This is a genomic window from Nocardia sp. NPDC005825, from assembly GCF_040630175.1.
Lineage (GTDB): Bacteria > Actinomycetota > Actinomycetes > Mycobacteriales > Mycobacteriaceae > Nocardia.
Map to the genome: position 1 here is coordinate 119770 of NZ_JBEXXC010000008.1, position 17083 is coordinate 136852.

14 protein-coding genes are annotated in these 17083 nt (G+C 70.5%); 10 read left to right on the plus strand and 4 right to left on the minus strand.

What is annotated here, in order from left to right; translation table 11 throughout:
• The first annotated feature begins 177 nt into the window (after positions 1-177).
• From ABZ382_RS22090 to ABZ382_RS22110, 5 genes are all read left to right on the plus strand, one after another.
• Positions 178-2493 carry a carbon starvation CstA family protein gene (locus tag ABZ382_RS22090; protein ID WP_357091638.1) on the plus strand — a complete coding sequence of 772 codons (2316 nt, stop codon included), beginning with the start codon at positions 178-180 and terminating at the stop codon, positions 2491-2493.
• A 67-nt stretch (positions 2494-2560) separates the two neighbouring features.
• On the plus strand, positions 2561-2740 hold the full coding sequence (locus ABZ382_RS22095) for a YbdD/YjiX family protein (RefSeq protein ID WP_357092349.1): 180 nt from the start codon (positions 2561-2563) through the stop codon (positions 2738-2740).
• Positions 2741-2808: 68 nt separating this feature from the next.
• The gene (locus tag ABZ382_RS22100; protein WP_357091641.1) at positions 2809-4467 is read left to right on the plus strand and encodes an Ada metal-binding domain-containing protein; all 1659 of its coding nucleotides are present in this window, start codon (positions 2809-2811) and stop codon (positions 4465-4467) included.
• A gap of 32 nt (positions 4468-4499) precedes the next feature.
• Positions 4500-5018, plus strand: a complete 519-nt coding sequence (locus tag ABZ382_RS22105) for a methylated-DNA--[protein]-cysteine S-methyltransferase (RefSeq protein WP_357091644.1) — start codon at positions 4500-4502, stop codon at positions 5016-5018.
• A gap of 69 nt (positions 5019-5087) precedes the next feature.
• Positions 5088-5360, plus strand: coding sequence for a DUF2277 domain-containing protein (locus ABZ382_RS22110; protein ID WP_357091646.1), 273 nt, complete (start codon positions 5088-5090; stop codon positions 5358-5360).
• Between the two features lie 54 nt (positions 5361-5414).
• Here ABZ382_RS22110 and ABZ382_RS22115 read toward each other — a convergent pair whose 3' ends face one another.
• Positions 5415-8750: an AAA family ATPase gene (locus ABZ382_RS22115; RefSeq protein ID WP_357091649.1), complete on the minus strand. Its 3336-nt coding sequence runs from the start codon at positions 8748-8750 to the stop codon at positions 5415-5417.
• Positions 8751-8844: 94 nt separating this feature from the next.
• Positions 8845-10188: an exonuclease SbcCD subunit D gene (locus tag ABZ382_RS22120; RefSeq protein ID WP_357091652.1), complete on the minus strand. Its 1344-nt coding sequence runs from the start codon at positions 10186-10188 to the stop codon at positions 8845-8847.
• 135 nt (positions 10189-10323) lie between these two features.
• Here ABZ382_RS22120 and ABZ382_RS22125 point away from each other — a divergent pair, with 135 nt between their 5' ends.
• On the plus strand, positions 10324-11487 hold the full coding sequence (locus ABZ382_RS22125) for a DNA recombination protein RmuC (protein WP_357091655.1): 1164 nt from the start codon (positions 10324-10326) through the stop codon (positions 11485-11487).
• Positions 11488-11604: 117 nt separating this feature from the next.
• On the plus strand, positions 11605-12759 hold the full coding sequence (locus ABZ382_RS22130) for a DUF6542 domain-containing protein (protein ID WP_357091658.1): 1155 nt from the start codon (positions 11605-11607) through the stop codon (positions 12757-12759).
• 149 nt (positions 12760-12908) lie between these two features.
• On the opposite strand, the gene ABZ382_RS22135 is transcribed toward ABZ382_RS22130, so the two are convergent.
• The gene (locus ABZ382_RS22135) at positions 12909-13925 is read right to left on the minus strand and encodes a 4-hydroxy-3-methylbut-2-enyl diphosphate reductase (RefSeq protein WP_357091661.1); all 1017 of its coding nucleotides are present in this window, start codon (positions 13923-13925) and stop codon (positions 12909-12911) included.
• 114 nt (positions 13926-14039) lie between these two features.
• Between ABZ382_RS22135 and ABZ382_RS22140 the strand changes: the two genes are divergently transcribed.
• From ABZ382_RS22140 to ABZ382_RS22150, 3 genes are all read left to right on the plus strand, one after another.
• Positions 14040-14744, plus strand: coding sequence for a lipid droplet-associated protein (locus tag ABZ382_RS22140; RefSeq protein ID WP_357091663.1), 705 nt, complete (start codon positions 14040-14042; stop codon positions 14742-14744).
• A 166-nt stretch (positions 14745-14910) separates the two neighbouring features.
• A complete protein-coding gene (gene xseA, locus ABZ382_RS22145) occupies positions 14911-16137 on the plus strand; it encodes an exodeoxyribonuclease VII large subunit (RefSeq protein WP_357092352.1) in 1227 nt (408 codons plus the stop codon).
• Positions 16137-16361 (plus strand): exodeoxyribonuclease VII small subunit, encoded by a 225-nt coding sequence (locus ABZ382_RS22150; protein WP_357091666.1) that lies wholly within the window; start codon positions 16137-16139, stop codon positions 16359-16361. Before xseA ends, ABZ382_RS22150 begins: the two co-directional genes overlap by 1 nt.
• 52 nt (positions 16362-16413) lie before the next feature.
• Here ABZ382_RS22150 and ABZ382_RS22155 read toward each other — a convergent pair whose 3' ends face one another.
• On the minus strand, positions 16414-16995 hold the full coding sequence (locus ABZ382_RS22155) for a DUF4245 domain-containing protein (protein WP_357091668.1): 582 nt from the start codon (positions 16993-16995) through the stop codon (positions 16414-16416).
• Positions 16996-17083 lie beyond the last annotated feature (88 nt).

Here is a 17083-nt window from a genome sequence, read left to right on the forward strand (position 1 = left end):
TCGCACCGGATCGCAACACCCCCGCCGAGCCCGGTACAGCGTCCCCCGGGCCAACCGAACCCGGCGGTCCGACCTGCAGGTGAACGGCTGGTCAAAGCCGGTTCAGAGGCATGTCGGTTGGGCTACGTTGTGACCATTTGAATCAGTGACCGTTGTACCGCACGGGAGAGTTGGCGCATGGCGACCATCGAGTACCTCCGGACGGATCCCGACCTGCCACCGGTGGGCGTCGTGGACCGGACACCCATGACAACGGCGAAGAAGGGCATCTTCCTCGCCATCGCCGTCGTCGGCGCGATCGCCTGGGCCATCCTCGCGTTCATGCGCGGCGAGAACGTGAACGCGGTGTGGATCGTCATCGCGGCCCTGTGCACGTACGTGCTCGCCTACCAGTTCTACGCGCGGCTCATCGAATACAAGATCACCAAGCCGCGTGACGACGTCGCCACTCCCGCCGAGGAGATGGAGAACGGCAAGGACTACATGCCGATGGACCGGCGGGTCCTGTTCGGCCACCACTTCGCCGCCATCGCCGGTGCCGGCCCGCTGGTCGGCCCGGTGCTCGCCGCCCAGATGGGCTACCTACCCGGCACCATCTGGATCATCGTCGGCGTGGTGCTGGCCGGTGCGGTGCAGGACTACCTGGTCCTGTGGGCGTCGGTGAAGCGCCGCGGCCGCTCGCTGGGCCAGATGGCGCGCGACGAACTCGGTGTGGTCGGCGGCGTGGCGGCCATCGTCGCCGTGCTCGTCATCATGATGATCCTGCTCGCCGTGCTCGGCATCGTCGTCGTGAATGCCCTTGCGGCGACCGAGAACAAGACCACCCACGTCCTCGAGGGCGGCAGCCCGTGGGGCGTGTTCTCCATCGCCATGACCATCCCGATCGCCCTGTTCATGGGCTTGTACCTGCGCTACCTGCGTCCGGGCAAGGTCGGCGAGGTGTCGATCATCGGCTTCGCGGCGCTGATGCTGGCCATCATCTCCGGCAACTGGGTCGCCGGATCCGGTTGGGGCCGTGACCTGTTCACGCTGTCGGGCACCACCATCTCCTGGATGCTGATCATCTACGGCTTCGTCGCCTCGGTGCTGCCGGTGTGGATGCTGCTCGCCCCGCGCGACTACCTGTCGACCTTCATGAAGATCGGCACCATCGGCCTGCTCGCCCTCGGCGTGCTCGCCACCATGCCGGTACTGAAGGCCCCCGCGGTCTCCCAGTTCGCGAGCAACTCCAACGGACCGTCCTTCGCGGGCAGCCTGTTCCCGTTCCTGTTCATCACCATCGCGTGCGGCGCGCTGTCGGGCTTCCACTCGCTGGTGTCCTCGGGCACCACGCCCAAACTGCTGGAGAAGCAGTCGCAGGCGCGGATGATCGGATACGGCGGCATGCTCATGGAGTCGTTCGTCGCGGTCATGGCCATCATCGCGGCGTCGATCCTGGACCAGCACCTGTACTTCGCGATCAACACCCCCAATATGACCTCCGCGCAGGCGGCCGCCGACAGCGTCAACAAGCTCGGCCTCAGCGGCAACCCGATCGACGCGCAGTACCTGAACGACGTGGCGGCGGGCACGGGCGAGTCCCGGGTCTACTCCCGCACCGGCGGCGCGCCCACCCTCGCCATCGGCATGACCGAGATCATGCACAAATTCATCGGCGGCAACAGCCTCAAGGCGTTCTGGTACCACTTCGCCATCATGTTCGAGGCGCTGTTCATCCTCACCACTATCGACGCGGGCACCCGGGTCGCGCGGTTCATGCTCTCGGACTCGCTGGGCAACCTGGGCGGCGTCGCCAAGAAGTTCCGCGACCCGTCGTGGTGGCCGGGCGTGTTCATCTGCTCCGGACTCGTGGTGGCCGCGTGGGGTTCGGTGCTGCTGATGGGCGTCACCGACCCGCTGGGCGGCATCAACACGCTGTACCCGCTGTTCGGCATCTCCAACCAGCTGCTCGCGGCCATCGCGCTGACGGTGGTGCTGGTGATCGTGGTGAAGAAGGGCCTGCTGAAATGGGCCTGGATCCCGGCGGTTCCGCTGGTCTGGGACCTGATCGTCACCATGACGGCCTCGTTCCAGAAGATCTTCTCCGGTGATCCGAAGATCGGCTACTGGACGCTGCACTACAACACCATCGACAAGCAGAACGCCTACATCGCGGCCCGGGACAGCGGTCAGCTGCCGAAGGGCATCAAGGATGTCGACGCGCTGAACGTGCAGATCAGCAATATGGACAAGATCATCCGCAATACCTTCATCCAGGGCACGCTGTCGATCGTGTTCGCGGTGATGGTGCTGATCGTGGCGCTGGTCGGCGTCTGGGTCTGCGTGAAGGCCATCCGGGCGGGTGGCAGCTCGACCACCGAGACCGAGGAAGTGCCGTCGAAACTGTTCGGCCCCAAGGGGTTCATCGCCGGCAAGGCGGAACGGGAGGTCCAGCAGGAATGGGACGCCCTGATCGCCGAGGGCAAGGTCGTCGCACCCGGCGCGAGGCATTGACGCCCCGATGACCACCCCCGACGCCCCGTCCACCGCAGGTCCACTGCGGCGGGCGGGGCTCGCCCTCATCCGGGCAGTGAAAGCCGTTGCCTGGTGGTTCAACTCGATCCTCGGCGGCAACGATTACGCCCGCTACGTGCAGCATCAGCGCCTGCACCACCCCGGCTGCGCGATTCCCAGCGAACGGGACTACTGGCGCGACCGGCACGCCGCCGCGGACAAGAATCCGGCGAACCGCTGCTGTTGAGCCCGGGTGGCGGTTTTCCGCCGACGGTGATGGCTGATTCCCGCTAGCGCGGGGACGCTCGGGCTGCCATGGTGGTATGCGTGAGTGCGAACGACTTGGACTTCGAGCGTTGCTACCGCGCCGTGGCCACCCGGGACTCCCGGTTCGACGGTCACTTCGTGACCGCGGTACGCACCACCGGAATCTATTGCCGCCCTTCCTGTCCGGCCATCACCCCCAAACGGGCGAACGTCACCTTCCTGCCGACCGCTGCCGCCGCCCAGCAGGGCGGATTCCGGGCCTGCCGCCGCTGCCTGCCCGACGCCGCGCCCGGGTCACCACTGTGGAACACCCGCGCCGACCTGGCCTCCCGGGCCATGCGACTGATCGGCGACGGCGTCATCGAACGCGGCGGCGTGCCCGCCCTCGCCAACGCCCTCGGCTACTCGCAACGCCAGCTCACCCGGGTGCTCACCGGCGAACTCGGCGCGGGCCCACTGGCTTTGGCGCGCGCCCACCGCGCCCACACCGCGCGACTGCTCATCCAGACCACCCGGCTGCCCATGTCCGACATCGCGTTCGCGGCCGGATTCGCCAGCATCCGGCAGTTCAACGACACCGTGCGCGAGGTCTTCGCGGTCAGCCCCACCGCGCTGCGCGAGGAATCGCGACGCCGCAACGGCGACACCCTGCCCGCCACCAACGGACTGCTCACCCTGCGACTGCCCTACCGGGAACCCCTGGACCGGTCGTGGCTGGAGTGGTTCCTCGCGGCGCACGCGGTGCCCGGGCTGGAGCTGTACGAGAACGGGGTGTACACGCGCAGTCTGCGAACGCCGCACGGTCACACCACCATTCGACTGTCGATTCAGCCGGGGCACGTGCGGGCGGCGCTGTCGTTGCAGGACATGCGGGACCTCGCGCCGACCGTCGCGCGCATCCGGCACTTCCTCGACCTCGACGCCGATCCGGTCGGTATCGACGAGGCGTTGACGGCGGGCATGGCGGGGATGCCGTTACGTTTCGGCCTACCCGGTGAGGTGCCGGGGGCGGATCCGACAGCCCACCGCTCGAACGGCGCCGTGGGCGCGAACGGTGCCGTGTCGCCCGTCGGCGGATTCGTGCCGCGTTCGAACGGCGATGGTCGGGCGAACGACATCGTGCTGCCCGCGGGCATCCGTGTGCCGGGCTGCCTGGACGGTCCGGAGCTGTTGCTGCGCACCATGATCGGGCAGCAGATCTCGGTGGCGGCCGCCAATACCCACACCGCGCGACTGGTGCAGCAGCTCGGCGAGCCCATCGACGGGCCCATCCCGCACTTGTTCCCCACCGCCGAGGCCATCGCCGAACACGGCTCCGAGGTGCTCACCGGGCCGGGACGCCGGATCGAGGCCATCGTCGGCGCGGCCAAGGCCCTCGCTTCCGGAGACCTCGTGCTGCACTCCGGACGCACCGCCGCCGAACTCCGCCGCGACCTGCTCGCCCTCGACGGGGTCGGGCCGTGGACGGCCGACTACGTGACGATGCGCCTGCTCGCCGACCCCGACGTGCTGCTGCCGTCCGACCTGGTGGTGCGGCGCGGGGCCGCGCTGCTCGGCGTGGATCTCACCGCGACGGCCCGCTGGTCGCCGTGGCGCTCCTACCTGACCATGCACCTGTGGAAGCACGCCCTGGCCAACCCCGAACCACGCGCTTCAACGAAGCCGGAGGCGACCGGCCGCACCCGAGCCACCCCGCCCCACCCCTGATCACGCCGACGCGAAACCGGAGGATCCCCCTCGTGAGCCCCGAAGTCACCCGCGCACCAGCCGATTACGCCACCACGGTCACGCCGGCCGGTCCGTTCACCGCCCTGGTCGACGCCGACGGCGTGGTCCTGGCCTCCGGCTGGACCGCCTCGGCGGAGGAACTGCGCGTGCTCATCCACCCCAGCATCCGGCCCGCCGAACTGCGGGCCCGCGATTCGCTCGGGCCGGTCTCGCGGGCCATCGCCGACTATCACGCCGGTGATCTGACCGCCATCGACGCCATTCCCGTCCGGCAGGTCTCCGGGCCGTTCCTCACCCACGCCTGGGAGATCCTGCGCAAGGTGCCCGCGGGCGAGCCGGTCACCTACACCGACTTCGCGGTCATCTCCGGCCGCCCCGCCGCCACCCGCGCCGCCGCCAACGCCTGCGCCCGCAACGCGGCCGCCCTGTTCGTCCCCTGCCACCGGGTCATCCGCACCGACGGCAGCCTCGGCGGCTTCCGCTACGGACTGCCCGTCAAACGCTGGCTGCTCGACCACGAATCCGCCTGATCCGCACCCTCCCGACCAGCGACATCGCTCTGACCGGGGGTGTCGGTGCCCCGGCGTACGCTCGCAACCATGTGCCGCAACATCCACACCCTGCACAACTTCGAGCCGCCGGCCACCCCGGACGAGGTGCACGCGGCGGCCCTGCAATACGTCCGCAAGATCAGCGGAACCGCCAAACCCTCCCAGGCCAACCAGGCCGCCTTCGACCTCGCCGTCGAGGAGATCACCGCGGCCACCACCCGCCTGCTCGAGGGCCTGACCACCAACGCCCCGCCGAAAGACCGCGAGGTCGAGGCCGCCAAAGCCCGCGCCCGGGCCGAAGTTCGCTTCTCTCGCGCCTGACCGGGTACCTCGGACGTAAGTCGGCAGCCACAACCGGGCCCGGTCCGGTGGAGGCTACGCGCCGACCGAGGTTTCCAGGCGGGAGCCGGTGCGGCCGCGGATGACGTGGAGACGGCTGGGGATGCGCTGGCGCATTTCGTCGACGTGGCTGACCACGCCGACCACGCGGCCGCCGGAGCGGAGTTCGTCGAGGACGCCCATGACCGAGTCGAGCGTGTCGGCGTCGAGGCTGCCGAAACCCTCGTCGATGAAGAGGGTGTCCATGACCAGGCCGCCCGATTCGGCGGAGACGACGTCGGCCAGGCCCAGAGCCAGGGACAGGGAGGCCATGAAGGTCTCGCCGCCGGAGAGGGTCTTGGCGGGGCGGACCGCGCCGGTGTAGTCGTCGCGGATGTCGAGGCCCAGGCCGCCTCGACGGCCGCGGGGGCCGGCGGCGTCGGTGTGGACGAATTCGTAGCGGCCGCCGGACATTCGGCGCAGGCGCACCGATCCGGCCAGGGCCACCTCTTCCAGGCGGGCAGCCAGGACGTAGGAGCGCAGGGACATGCGGCGGTTGTTCTCGCCGCGGCCCGCGACCACCTCGGACAGACGGGCCAGTTCTTCATGAGCGCGTTGCAGGGGTGCGATGTGTTCTACGTCGGTCTGCAATTGAGCGCAGAGGGCCGTCAGTTGCTCGACCCGCCGCTCCGCTTCGGCGTGCGCCGCCACCGCCCGGTTCAGTTCCGATTCCGACTGGGCCACAGCGTTTTCCAGCTCGCCCGGATCGCCCGGTTCCGTGTCCCCGGCGGCGCGGATCTCCGGTTCGGCGAGGACGGCCTCGGCGTGGGCGCGAGCGCGGTCGGCGGCCACGAGTTCGTCCTCGATCTCCGACTGCTGCGCGGTCGTGCGCGAGGCGGCGTCCACCGCGCGGGCGTACTCGCCCAGCACGGCGTAATCCGGGCCGGACTCCCCCATCACCGGGGGCGCGGATTCCACCAAACCCGCTTCGTACGACAGCTTTTCGACCCGTACGGCGGCCGCGGCCACCTGCTCGCGGGCGGTGACGGCTTCGACGCGGGCCGCGCGGACCACACCGGCCTCGTCGACCAGGGCCGCCAGCCGCGCCCGCCGCCGCTCGACGGTGCCGTCGGCTCCGGCGGCGGCACGCAGCCGTTCGGTGAGTTCGGCCAGCCGACGATCGGTGGCCACGATCCGCTCGGTCGTCACGCTCACGCGGCTCTCGCACTCGCGCGCCTCGTTCTGGAGCCGGGTCTGATCGGCGCGCAGCGTGTTCAGCTCGGCGGTGAGCCCGTCCACCAGCCCCGCCGCTCGTTGGGCAGCGGTGAACTGCCGCGTCGAATCGTCCAGCGCCGCGGCCAGTTCCGCCTTGTCGACGTCGCCGCCCCGCTCGACCAGCACCTCGACGGCCCGCTCCAGCTCCGCGACCAGCTGACCCGCCCGCTCCCGTGCGGCCTCCGCGGCCCGTTCGGCGGCCAGCGCCGCGTCCTCGTCCGCCTTGGACACCGCGTGCTCGGCGGGCCGGGCCGGATTCGGGTGCGCGTCGGACCCGCACACCGCGCACGGCTCCCCCTCGACCAGCGCCTCCGCCAATTCCGCGGCCATCCCCGCCATCCGCTGCTCCCGCAGCGCCTGCGTCCGCTTCCACGCCTCCGCGTGCGCGGTCCTCGCCCGCTCGAACCCGGTCCCCGCCCGCGCCAGCTCACCCCGCTTCCGCTCCAGCTCGACCGCGGCCTCCGCCGACGTCCGCAGGCGCAGGCACTCGGCCTCCAGCCCGGCCAGTGCGGCCGCCGCGTCCGAGGACCCACGCAACCGAACCTCGACCCCGGCAACAGCTTCCGGCAGTTCCCCCAACCGCGCGATCAGCTTCGCCGCCCGAGCCGTCAGATCCTTCTGCTCGGTCCGCAGCCCCGACAATTCCCGGGTCAGCTGATTTGCCGACTCCGCATCGGCCCGTACCTCGTCCAGCGCCCCCACCTGCGCGCTCCACCGCTGCACCGCCGCCTCGAGCCCACCACCGGCAACCCGCCCCGGAGTATCGACCGACGACCGAGTCGGATTCGTGGCATTGCCGCTGTCCCAGGCGACATCACCGTCACGACCTGGCTCATCGCGTTCGCCAAGCCGACCGGTCCCCGTGGAGTCCGGCCGGCCTTCGGTCCCGAGGACGTCGGCCGGGTCGGTCGCGAGGTCGTTGCCCGGACGTTCCGTGGCGGCCGGATCGGCTGCTACCCGGGCAGGTCCGGGGAGGTCGGTCAGGTCGGTGGCGAGGTCCGTGCCCGCGAGCTCGGCGGCGACCAGGTCGGCTGCGGCCCAGGTGGTTCCGGGGAGTTCGGCGGTCGCGGGGTCGAGGAGGCGATCGGCGAGTTGTTCGGCGGCACGGGTGGCGTCGTCGGTGCGGCGGCGCAAGGCGACGGCGGCGGTGCGGGCCTCGGCGAGAGCGGCGGCGACCGGTTCCGCGCGACGAGCCCGGTCGAGTTCCGACTGGCGGGCCGTGCGGTGGGTGGCGGTCGCCGTGAAGTCGGCGAGCTGCGCCTGGGCCGTGGCGCGGCGACGAAACAGGTCGTGGCGGCGGCGCTCGGCCTCGGCGGCGGCGCGAACCTTCGACGAATCCTGCCGGCGCTGTTGGAGGTCCACGGAGGTGGCGGTCAGTGCGGTGCGGGCGGTGGTCAGCAGGGACTGCGACCAGGCGACCGACTCGAGGATGGTGGCGGAGTCGGTGGCGGGCAGACCGGCGGCGGTACCGACGCGGGCGATCAGGGCATCCACGCCGTGTTTGCGGGTGTCGAGTTCGGCGGTGCTCGCACGGCGCTTGTCGATGAGCCACTGTTCGGCGGTGCCGAAACGTTCGGTGTCGAAGAGCTTTTCGAGGAGCTTCTCGCGTTCCTCGTTGTCGGCGCGCAGGAAGCGCGCGAAATCGCCCTGGGGCAGCAGGACGACCTGGAAGAACTGGTCGGCGCTCATGCCGAGCAGGCGCAGCACCTCGTCGCCGATGTCGGGGATGCGCGAGAGGTTCTGGCCACGGCCGTCCAGCCACTCCAACGTGGCGACCGAATTCTCCTTCACCCACCCGGATTTGGCGCGCTTGCTGGGCCGCTGGAATTCCGGGGAGCGGATCAGCCGCAGCGTCCGGCCGCCGACGGTGGCTTCGAGCAGCACCCGGGGCGGGGTCTGCTCGTCGGCGTGATCGGAGTGCAGGCGCTTGCCTTCCTCACGCGCGCCGGGCACCTTCCCGTACAGCGCGAAGGCGATGGCGTCGAGCACCGTGGTCTTCCCGGCCCCGGTCTGCCCGTGCAGCAGGAACAGCCCGTCCGCGCCCAGCTCGTCGAAATCCACCACGGCCGTCTCGGCGAACGGACCGAACGCCGTCAGCTCCAGCCGATGCAGCCGCATGCCGTGACCCCTTCCCGCAACGCCTCGACCCATTCGACAACCGATCGCGCGCCCGCACCGGCGGGACACGCCGAAATGCCCCGCACCCCAACGCTCACGCGGTCATCCCGTCCGCGGTCTCGCCGGATTCACCCGTCCCGAGACCGAACTCCTCCACATCGAACAGCCCGAGCGCGGCATCCGCATCCGCCGCGTCCGCCCCACGCACCGACCCGTCGAACCCGGCCGCACTGACCACCCGCTCCGCCTCGGCCGCGGCGGGCACCACCGTGCGCTCATCCGGCGCGGAAACGCGGCGGGGGCCGTCCTTTTCGCGGGTGGCGGCGGAGAGGGCGCGTTCGAGCCAGGTCATCTCTCCCGCGGTCGGGACGCCCCGGACGTCGGAGAGGAAGCTCTGGGCGATCTCGGTGTCGCGGCGGCCGTGGACGCGTTCGCGGTAGCGGAGTTCCGGGTTGCCTTCCGGGCGTTGCCATTCCACGTGGACCGCGTGCGGGAAGCGGTCGCGAAGCCGGCGCAGGGCGTCCACGGGGCGCGCGGTGTCGGTGAGGGTGGCCGAAACATAGTGGGATTCGGCTCCGGCGTGCTCCGGCGATTCCAGGAGGGATTCCAGCGGTCCGGTGAGCTGGGACAGCCCCCGCACCACCGGGAGGTCGTGGCGCCGCACCTCCGCGAGCCCGGCGGCGTCGAGATCCACGATCCACACGGCCTTGCGGTGCGAGCGCTCACCGAACGAGTACGGCAGCGGCGATCCCGAATACCGGACCGACTCCGACAGCGTCTGCGGCGAGTGCAGGTGGCCCAGGGCCGTGTAGTCGATCCCGTCGAACGCCGACAGGGACACCGTCTCCACCCCGCCGACGGAGATGGACCGCTCCGAGCCCGTCGCCTCACCGCCCACCACGAACGCGTGTGCCAGCACCACCGAACGGGCTCCGGTCCGCCCGGCCAGATCCGCGCGCACCCGCGCCATGGCCGCGTCCAGAATCTCGGCGTGTGAACGCGCCTGCGGTACGCCCAATTCCACCCGGGTGATCTCCGGCTCCAAGTACGGAATGCCGTAAAAGGCAATTTCACCGAACTCGTCGGACAGCACGATCGGTCGCGCCACATCCGCGATCCGGCAGCGCAAATGCAATCCGCCCGCCGCCGCGAAACTCCCGAGCGCACCCAGCCGAGTCGGCGAGTCATGATTTCCGGAGGTCGCGATAATCGTCGCCCCCGCTGCCCGAATTGCCTCGAATCCGCGATTACACACCGCGATCGCATCCGCGCTGGGAATGGAACGGTCGTACACGTCCCCCGGCAGCACGACCACGTCCACCCCCTCGGCCCGCACCAATTCCGCGATGGCCAGCAGCGAGCACTCCTGATCCGTCAGCAGATCGACGCCGTGAAAGGTGCGCCCGATATGCCAGTCGGAGGTGTGCAGGATCCGCATGTCGGAGAACGCTAGGCGATCGCTCCGACAAATTCATCCGCCCTCGGCGCGTCCCCGGCAACTTCGCACCCCAAAGACACGGCACCGGTGCCGGATTCACCGGATTGTCGGTGCCGTACGGCACTATCACAGGCCATGACCGCACCGATGCTGTTAGCGCTGCTGTTGGTGTTCGTTTCGGGGCTGGCCCTGGGCTGGCTCGGGCATGCCGCGAGGGCGGGGCAGCGGGGTGCGATGGCCGAGGCGAGACTGGCGGCCATGCGGGACAACGAGCGGTTGTTGCGGCAATCACTCGGGGCGGCCAGCGAGGACGCGGCGCGGCGGCAATCGCATGCGATCGGCGCGCTGGTGGAACCGCTGCGCGACGCGGTCGGCAGTCTGGACCGGCATATCCGGGAGGTCGAGCACAACCGCATCAACGCGTATTCGGGCCTGCGCGAACAGGTCGCGGGCATGCAGCGGATGTCGCATCAGTTGTCCACGCAGACCGGTCAATTGGTGGCCGCCCTGCGCGCCCCCCAGGTGCGCGGCCGCTGGGGCGAGATCCAGCTGGAACGGGTGGTGGAGCTGGCCGGGATGGCCCGGCACTGCGATTTCGACACCCAGGTCACCCGCCGCGGCGACACGGTGGTGCGGCCGGACCTGGTGGTGCGGCTGTCCGGCGGCCGTCAGATCGTGGTGGACGCCAAGGTGCCGTGCACCGCGTTCCTCGACGCCGCGGGGACCGAGGACCCGCGCGAACGCGCCAATCACCTGGCCCTGCACGCGCGGCACCTGCGCAATCATGTGGATCAGCTGGCGGCCAAGGAGTACTGGGCGGCTTTCGACCCCTCCCCCGATTTCGTGGTGCTGTTCGTCCCCGGTGATCCATTCCTCGACGCGGCGCTCACCGCCGATTCCGGATTGCTCGAGTACGCCTTCGGTCGCAACGTGGTCCTGGCGACGCCCACCACACTCATGGCACTGCTGCGCACGGTGGCGCTGGGCTGGCGGCAGGAGGCGATGTCCGCGGACATGGCCCTGATCCAGCAGCTGGGCCGCGAGCTCTACACCCGGCTCGGCACCACCGGCCGCCACCTGGACCGGCTGGGATCCCAGCTGGGCAAGGCGGTCGACGCCTACAACCACACGGTCGCGTCCATGGAGTCGCGAGTGCTGGTGACGGCCCGCAAGATGCACGATCTCGGCGTCGCGGACGCGGCCCCGCCGGAGGTCCGCAGTATCGACAGCTGGCCCCGCGCGGTCGGCTTCTCCGGAGACGAATATCGGTTCCGCGGCGACGCGGCGGACGAGGCCTGAGCAACCGCTCGGTCCCAGGGCGCACGCGCCACAGCTAACTCCTGGTTCATGCGATTCGGAATACCTGCCTGATGTCGCCTGCCTCGTGAAACACCGACATGCCTTAGTGTGCTTGACGTGGCAGTTACCCAACGCGAGCGAACCGAGGTGCCCCCGTCGCACCGTTCGATCCTGCCGTCGGTTCCCGGCGTCTCGGCCCCCATCGCGGTCCTGATCGCCGTGACGTGCACGTTCGTCGGGTTCCTGATCGATTCGATGGGCGGCGACGAGCTCACCGGCACGTTCGCCAGCCTGTACGTGATCGGCTGTCTGCTGGCCGTGCTCGCGGTCCGTTTCCGGGGACTGTTCACCGCGCTGGTGCTGCCGCCGCTGCTGCTGTTCATCGCGGTGCCGGTGTCGTATCAGCTCCTGCTGGGCTCCGCCCGCAGCTTCAAGCTGCGCGAGATCCTGCTGAATCTGGCCATCCCGCTGGTGAACCGGTTCCCCACGATGGCGCTGGCCACCACGCTGGTGCTGATCGTCGGCGCGGTCCGGATCGCCATGCACCGCAAGGAGAGCAACGACGGGTCCGACGGCGAGGCCCGCACACTCCGGGGTCGCGCCACCCGCCCCGGCGGCGCCCGCGCCCAGCGCACCCGGCCCGCCGACGCCAAGGACCCAGCCAGACGCCGCTTCCGGCCCGGCGACGACACCACGGACGCGGGCGTGACCGAACCCACCGAAACCGAGTCCGCCCGTTCGTCCCGCCGCGCCACCGGCCGGGTCGCCGCCGGACCGCCGCGGGTGGGCGCGAACCGGCAGTCCGGTGAGACCCGCCGCCGCTCCCGCGAGGCCGATCCGGCCGCCGCCGATCGCACCCCGCCCGCCACCGAGGGCCGCCGCCGCCCGGCGCGCCCGGACCAGTCCGCCGCCCCCGCCGAGGGCCGCCGCCGCGGCCAGTACGGCGAGCAGCAGCCGCGCACCGGGGAACGCCGCGCGGTCCCCGCCGAGCCGCCCCGCGGCGGCGAGCGTCGCGCCACCCCGGCCGACCGCACCCGCACCGGGGAACGCCGGCCCGCGCAGCCCGCGCCGGAGCCCGCCGCGGGCGAGGGCCGCCGCCGGCGCGCCCAGAGTCCCGAGCAGGCCGCGGGACGCGGCGCGGCGCCCGCCGCCAATCCGGCCCCCGCGGCCGAGGGCGGCCGTCGTCGCCGTCCGCAGCCGGGCGAGGTGCCCCCGCATCCGCGTCCGAATGTGCGCTATCGCGAACGCGATTCCGGCCGCATCGAACGCTGACCGCGACACCCGAGCGACGATCGCCGTATATTTCCGGCAATCACGAAATTCGGGACGAAATAAGATCATCCGGATAGCAATTCGCGCCCGCCACAACGAATGTGGCAGGCGCGAATGTGTTTTCGGAGCCGGATAACCCGGCCGCGGGATTACCCGCGCGCGGCGCGCAGTTCGCGCGGCAGCGAGAAGACCAGCGTCTCGTTGGCGGTGGTGACCGGCACCACCTCACCGAAACCGTGCTCGGCCAGCAGTTCCAGCACGCCCTCGACGAGGATCTCCGGAACCGAGGCGCCCGAGGTGACGCCGACCGTGCCGATGCCCTCCAGCCAGGCGGCATCCACCTCGCGGGCGTAGTCCACCAGGTACGCGGCGCGGGCGCCCGCGCTCAGCGCGACCTCCACCAGCCGCACCGAGTTGGACGAGTTGCGCGAGCCGACCACGATCACCAGATCGCATTCGGGGGCCATGGCCTTCACCGCGGTCTGGCGGTTGGAGGTGGCGTAGCAGATGTCGTCGCTGGGCGGATCCTGCAGCTTGGGGAACTTCTGCCGCAGCCGGTTGACGGTCTCCATGGTCTCGTCGACCGACAGCGTGGTCTGGGAGAGCCAGATCACCTTGTTCTCGTCGCGCACGGTGACGGCGTCGACGGCGTCCGGGCCGTCCACCAGCTGCACGTGCTCGGGCGCCTCACCGGCGGTGCCCTCGACCTCCTCGTGGCCCTCGTGGCCGATCAGCAGGATGTCGAAGTCGTCGCGGGCGAAGCGCTTGGCCTCCTGGTGCACCTTGGTGACCAGCGGGCAGGTGGCGTCGATGGTGTGCAGCTTGCGGGCGGCGGCGGATTCGTGCACGGCCGGGGAGACGCCGTGCGCGGAGAACACCACGAGCGCGCCCTCCGGCACCTCCTCGGTGTCGTCGACGAAGATCACACCGCGGTCCCGCAGGGTTTCCACCACATGCCGGTTGTGCACGATTTCTTTGCGGACATAGAGGGGGGCGCCGTGCTTTTCGAGCGCCTTCTCCACGGTTTCGACCGCCCGGTCCACACCGGCGCAATAACCGCGGGGTTCGGCGAGCAGTACGCGCTTGTGCGAAGGACTCAGCGGCGCGCCGGCATCACCCGCCGCGGACCGGACGATTCCGACGTTCAAAGGGATACCCGAGGACATGCCCCACAGAATACGTGTGCGGCTCGGCGCGCATTCGCGCGGAGGTTGGCATCACAATCATTTTTCGTGCGCTGTCACCTTTGCATCACACGGCGTTTCGGGCAGGCTAGGGGCATGTTCCGACCTCCGTTCCTGGCCCGGGTCGCCGCCGGGGCCGCCGTCTACGCCCTCGAGGAAACTCGTCGGCTACCGGCGACCGCGATCAACTTCCCGATCACCGCGATCAGCCAGATGCTGCAGACCACCATGCACCTCCAGCAGTTCGTGACCAGCCTCGCCCTCAAGGGCGACGCCGTCTTCGACCGTTTGCTCACCCAGTCCGAGGAGCAGCCCGCGTGGGCCACCTTCGACGAGGACGATGACAACGAGCAAACTTCCAGCTTCGGCGCCGAATCGGCGTACCGGAGCCGTTTCGATCTCTTCACCGAGCCCGAATTCGCTCCGGTGCCCGCCGAATCGGCCGCGCAGGAGGCTGCCGAACCGGAGGCCACCGAGACCGCCGCGCCCGCAATGGCTTCCAAGGCCGCCACCAACGGCCACAACGGCAGCGCCCCGGCCAAGCTGGAACTCGTGGCCGACGCCGAGCCCGCCCCGGCCGAGCCCGAGGTCGCCGCCGAGCCCGAGACCACCGTCACCGAGCCCGAAGTGGCGACCCGCTTCGCGTACGCGGACATGACCATCGCCCAGCTGCGCGCGCGACTACGTCAGCTGTCGGTGGACGATCTGGCAACCCTCCTCGACTACGAGAAGCAGACGCTCGACCGCGCACCCTTCGTCACCATGCTGACCAACCGCATCGCGACGGTCTCGGCCCAGTAATCACTCGATCGGCGCCGACCGCACGGGCACCCGCCCCGGACGGTCGGCGCTGTGTCGTCGTGGGCGCTGCGCTGTCGCGTCGGTGGGCACTGACAGAATCGTCGGCGTGAGCACCGAAACGACGCCGGGCGCCGCGAAGCCGCCGAGCTCGTCCGCCGAGAACCCGATGCCGGTGCGGACCATCGCCGTCAAGGTGGCGCAGTGGATCGACCGGCTGGGCGCGGTGTGGGTGGAGGGCCAGATCACCCAGATGAATCTGCGCCCGGGCACCCGCACCGCGTTTCTGGTGCTGCGGGACACGGCCGCGGACATGTCGCTGTCGGTGACCTGCGATCCGGAGCTGCTGCGCGGTGCCGCGGTGCCGTTGCAGGAGGGCAGCCGGGTCGTCGTGTACGGCAAGCTGTCGTTCTTCACCGGCCGCGGCACGGTGTCGTTGCGGGTCACCGAGATTCGCCCGGTGGGCATCGGCGAGCTGCTGGCCCGCATCGAGCGGTTGAAGGCGCTGCTGGCGGCGGAGGGCCTGTTCGATCCGCGGCTCAAGCGTCCGATCCCGTTCCTGCCCAATCGGATCGGCCTGATCACCGGCCGCGCCAGCGCCGCCGAGCACGATGTGGTGACGGTGGCGACGCAGCGCTGGCCCGCGGTGCGGTTCGAGATCCGCAATACCGCCGTGCAGGGCCCGACCGCGGTGCCGCAGATCCTGGAGGCCATCACGGCGCTGGACGCGAATCCCGAGGTCGATGTGATCGTGCTGGCGCGCGGCGGCGGCAGCACGGAGGATCTGCTGCCGTTCTCCGACGAGACCCTGTGCCGCGCCATCGTTTCCGCGAAGACCCCGATCGTCAGCGCCATCGGCCACGAACCGGACAATCCGATCTCGGATTATGTGGCGGATCTACGCGCCGCCACCCCCACCGACGCCGCCAAGCGGATCGTCCCCGACGCGGCCGCGGAAACCGCGCTGCTGCAGGAGCTTCGGTCGCGCGCCAACGCGGCCCTGCGCGGCTGGGTGGACCGGGAGGCCCGCGCCCTGACCCAATTGCGTTCGCGCCCGGTGCTGGCCGACCCGCTGCGCCTGCTCGACCAGCGGCACGACGAGGTGGAGCGTCTGCGCACCGCCGCCCAGCGCGCGGTGGATCATCGGCTCTCGGGCGAGTCCACCACCACCCGGCACCTGCGCGAGAAGCTCGCGGCGGTCGGCCCGGCCGCCACGCTGGCCCGCGGATACGCGGTGGTGCAGCGGGTGAACGGCAAGGACCGCGAGGTGGTCCGGGCCATCGAGGACTCGCCGCCCGGCACCCAGCTCCGTATCCGGGTGGCCGACGGCGCGATCTCCGCCGCGGCCCTCGGCTCCCAATCCCTGGCTCCCCGCCCGACCCGGAAGGACTCCTGATGACCGACGACGAACGCACCGAGATCGCCGGGTTCGGCTACGAGCGCGCTCGCGACGAACTGGTGAACGTGGTCAAGATGCTGGAGCAGGGCGGCATGGACCTGGACGAGTCGCTGGCGTTGTGGGAGCGCGGCGAGGCGCTGGCCACCCGCTGCGAACAGCATCTCGCGGGTGCCCGCAAGCGCGTGGAAGACGCCCTCGCGCACCGCACTTCGGCGGAGTAGACGCGACTACGCGGGACGCCCGGCCCGGACAGCGGGCCCGGCGTCGCCGAGATCAGCCGCGCGGCAGCGGCTGGGCCTGGCCGATGGCGGTCGACAGCGTGTTGAAGGCCGCTCCGTTGCCCGCGCCCTTGATCAGAATCCGGACGTCGCCGAAGTCGGAGATCCAGGCGGGCTCGGAGCCGGGTTCGGCGAATACGCTCCACTTGTGGTCGGCGCGCTGCTCGCTGCCGGTGGCGACCTTCACGGGTGCGTACTTCTTGGCGAGCGCGTCCACAGTGGCGTTGGTCTGCGTCAGCTGCATGTAGGTGCCCTCGGGGCTGATGAACCCGACCGTGCTGAGGTCGCCGCCGCCGGTGCCGGTGATGGTGTCGTGGCTGCCGGAGTTGGGGGTCCACTTGTCCGGGCCGCTGTCGGGGAGGGCGGGCAGCCGGATCGGGAACGACAGGTGCCGCGCGTCGTCGGCGAGGGCGGTCTTCACGTCGAAGTTCGGAATCTGGCCCTGTGTCGGCCCCTTCGTGGTGAAGGAGCACTGGCTCGCGATGCCCGCGATGACCAGGCAGATCAGCACCAGCGGGAGCAAGGACCAGATGAGGTCCTTGTAGTCGTTCTGGCTGCGCGGCTTTTGGTACGACACGCACACAGTATCCACGGGCCCCGGATGCGACCCGGCTCACAGTGCCCTCTACGAACCCGTTCGTGTGCGGCGTTTCCCGTAAACGTCC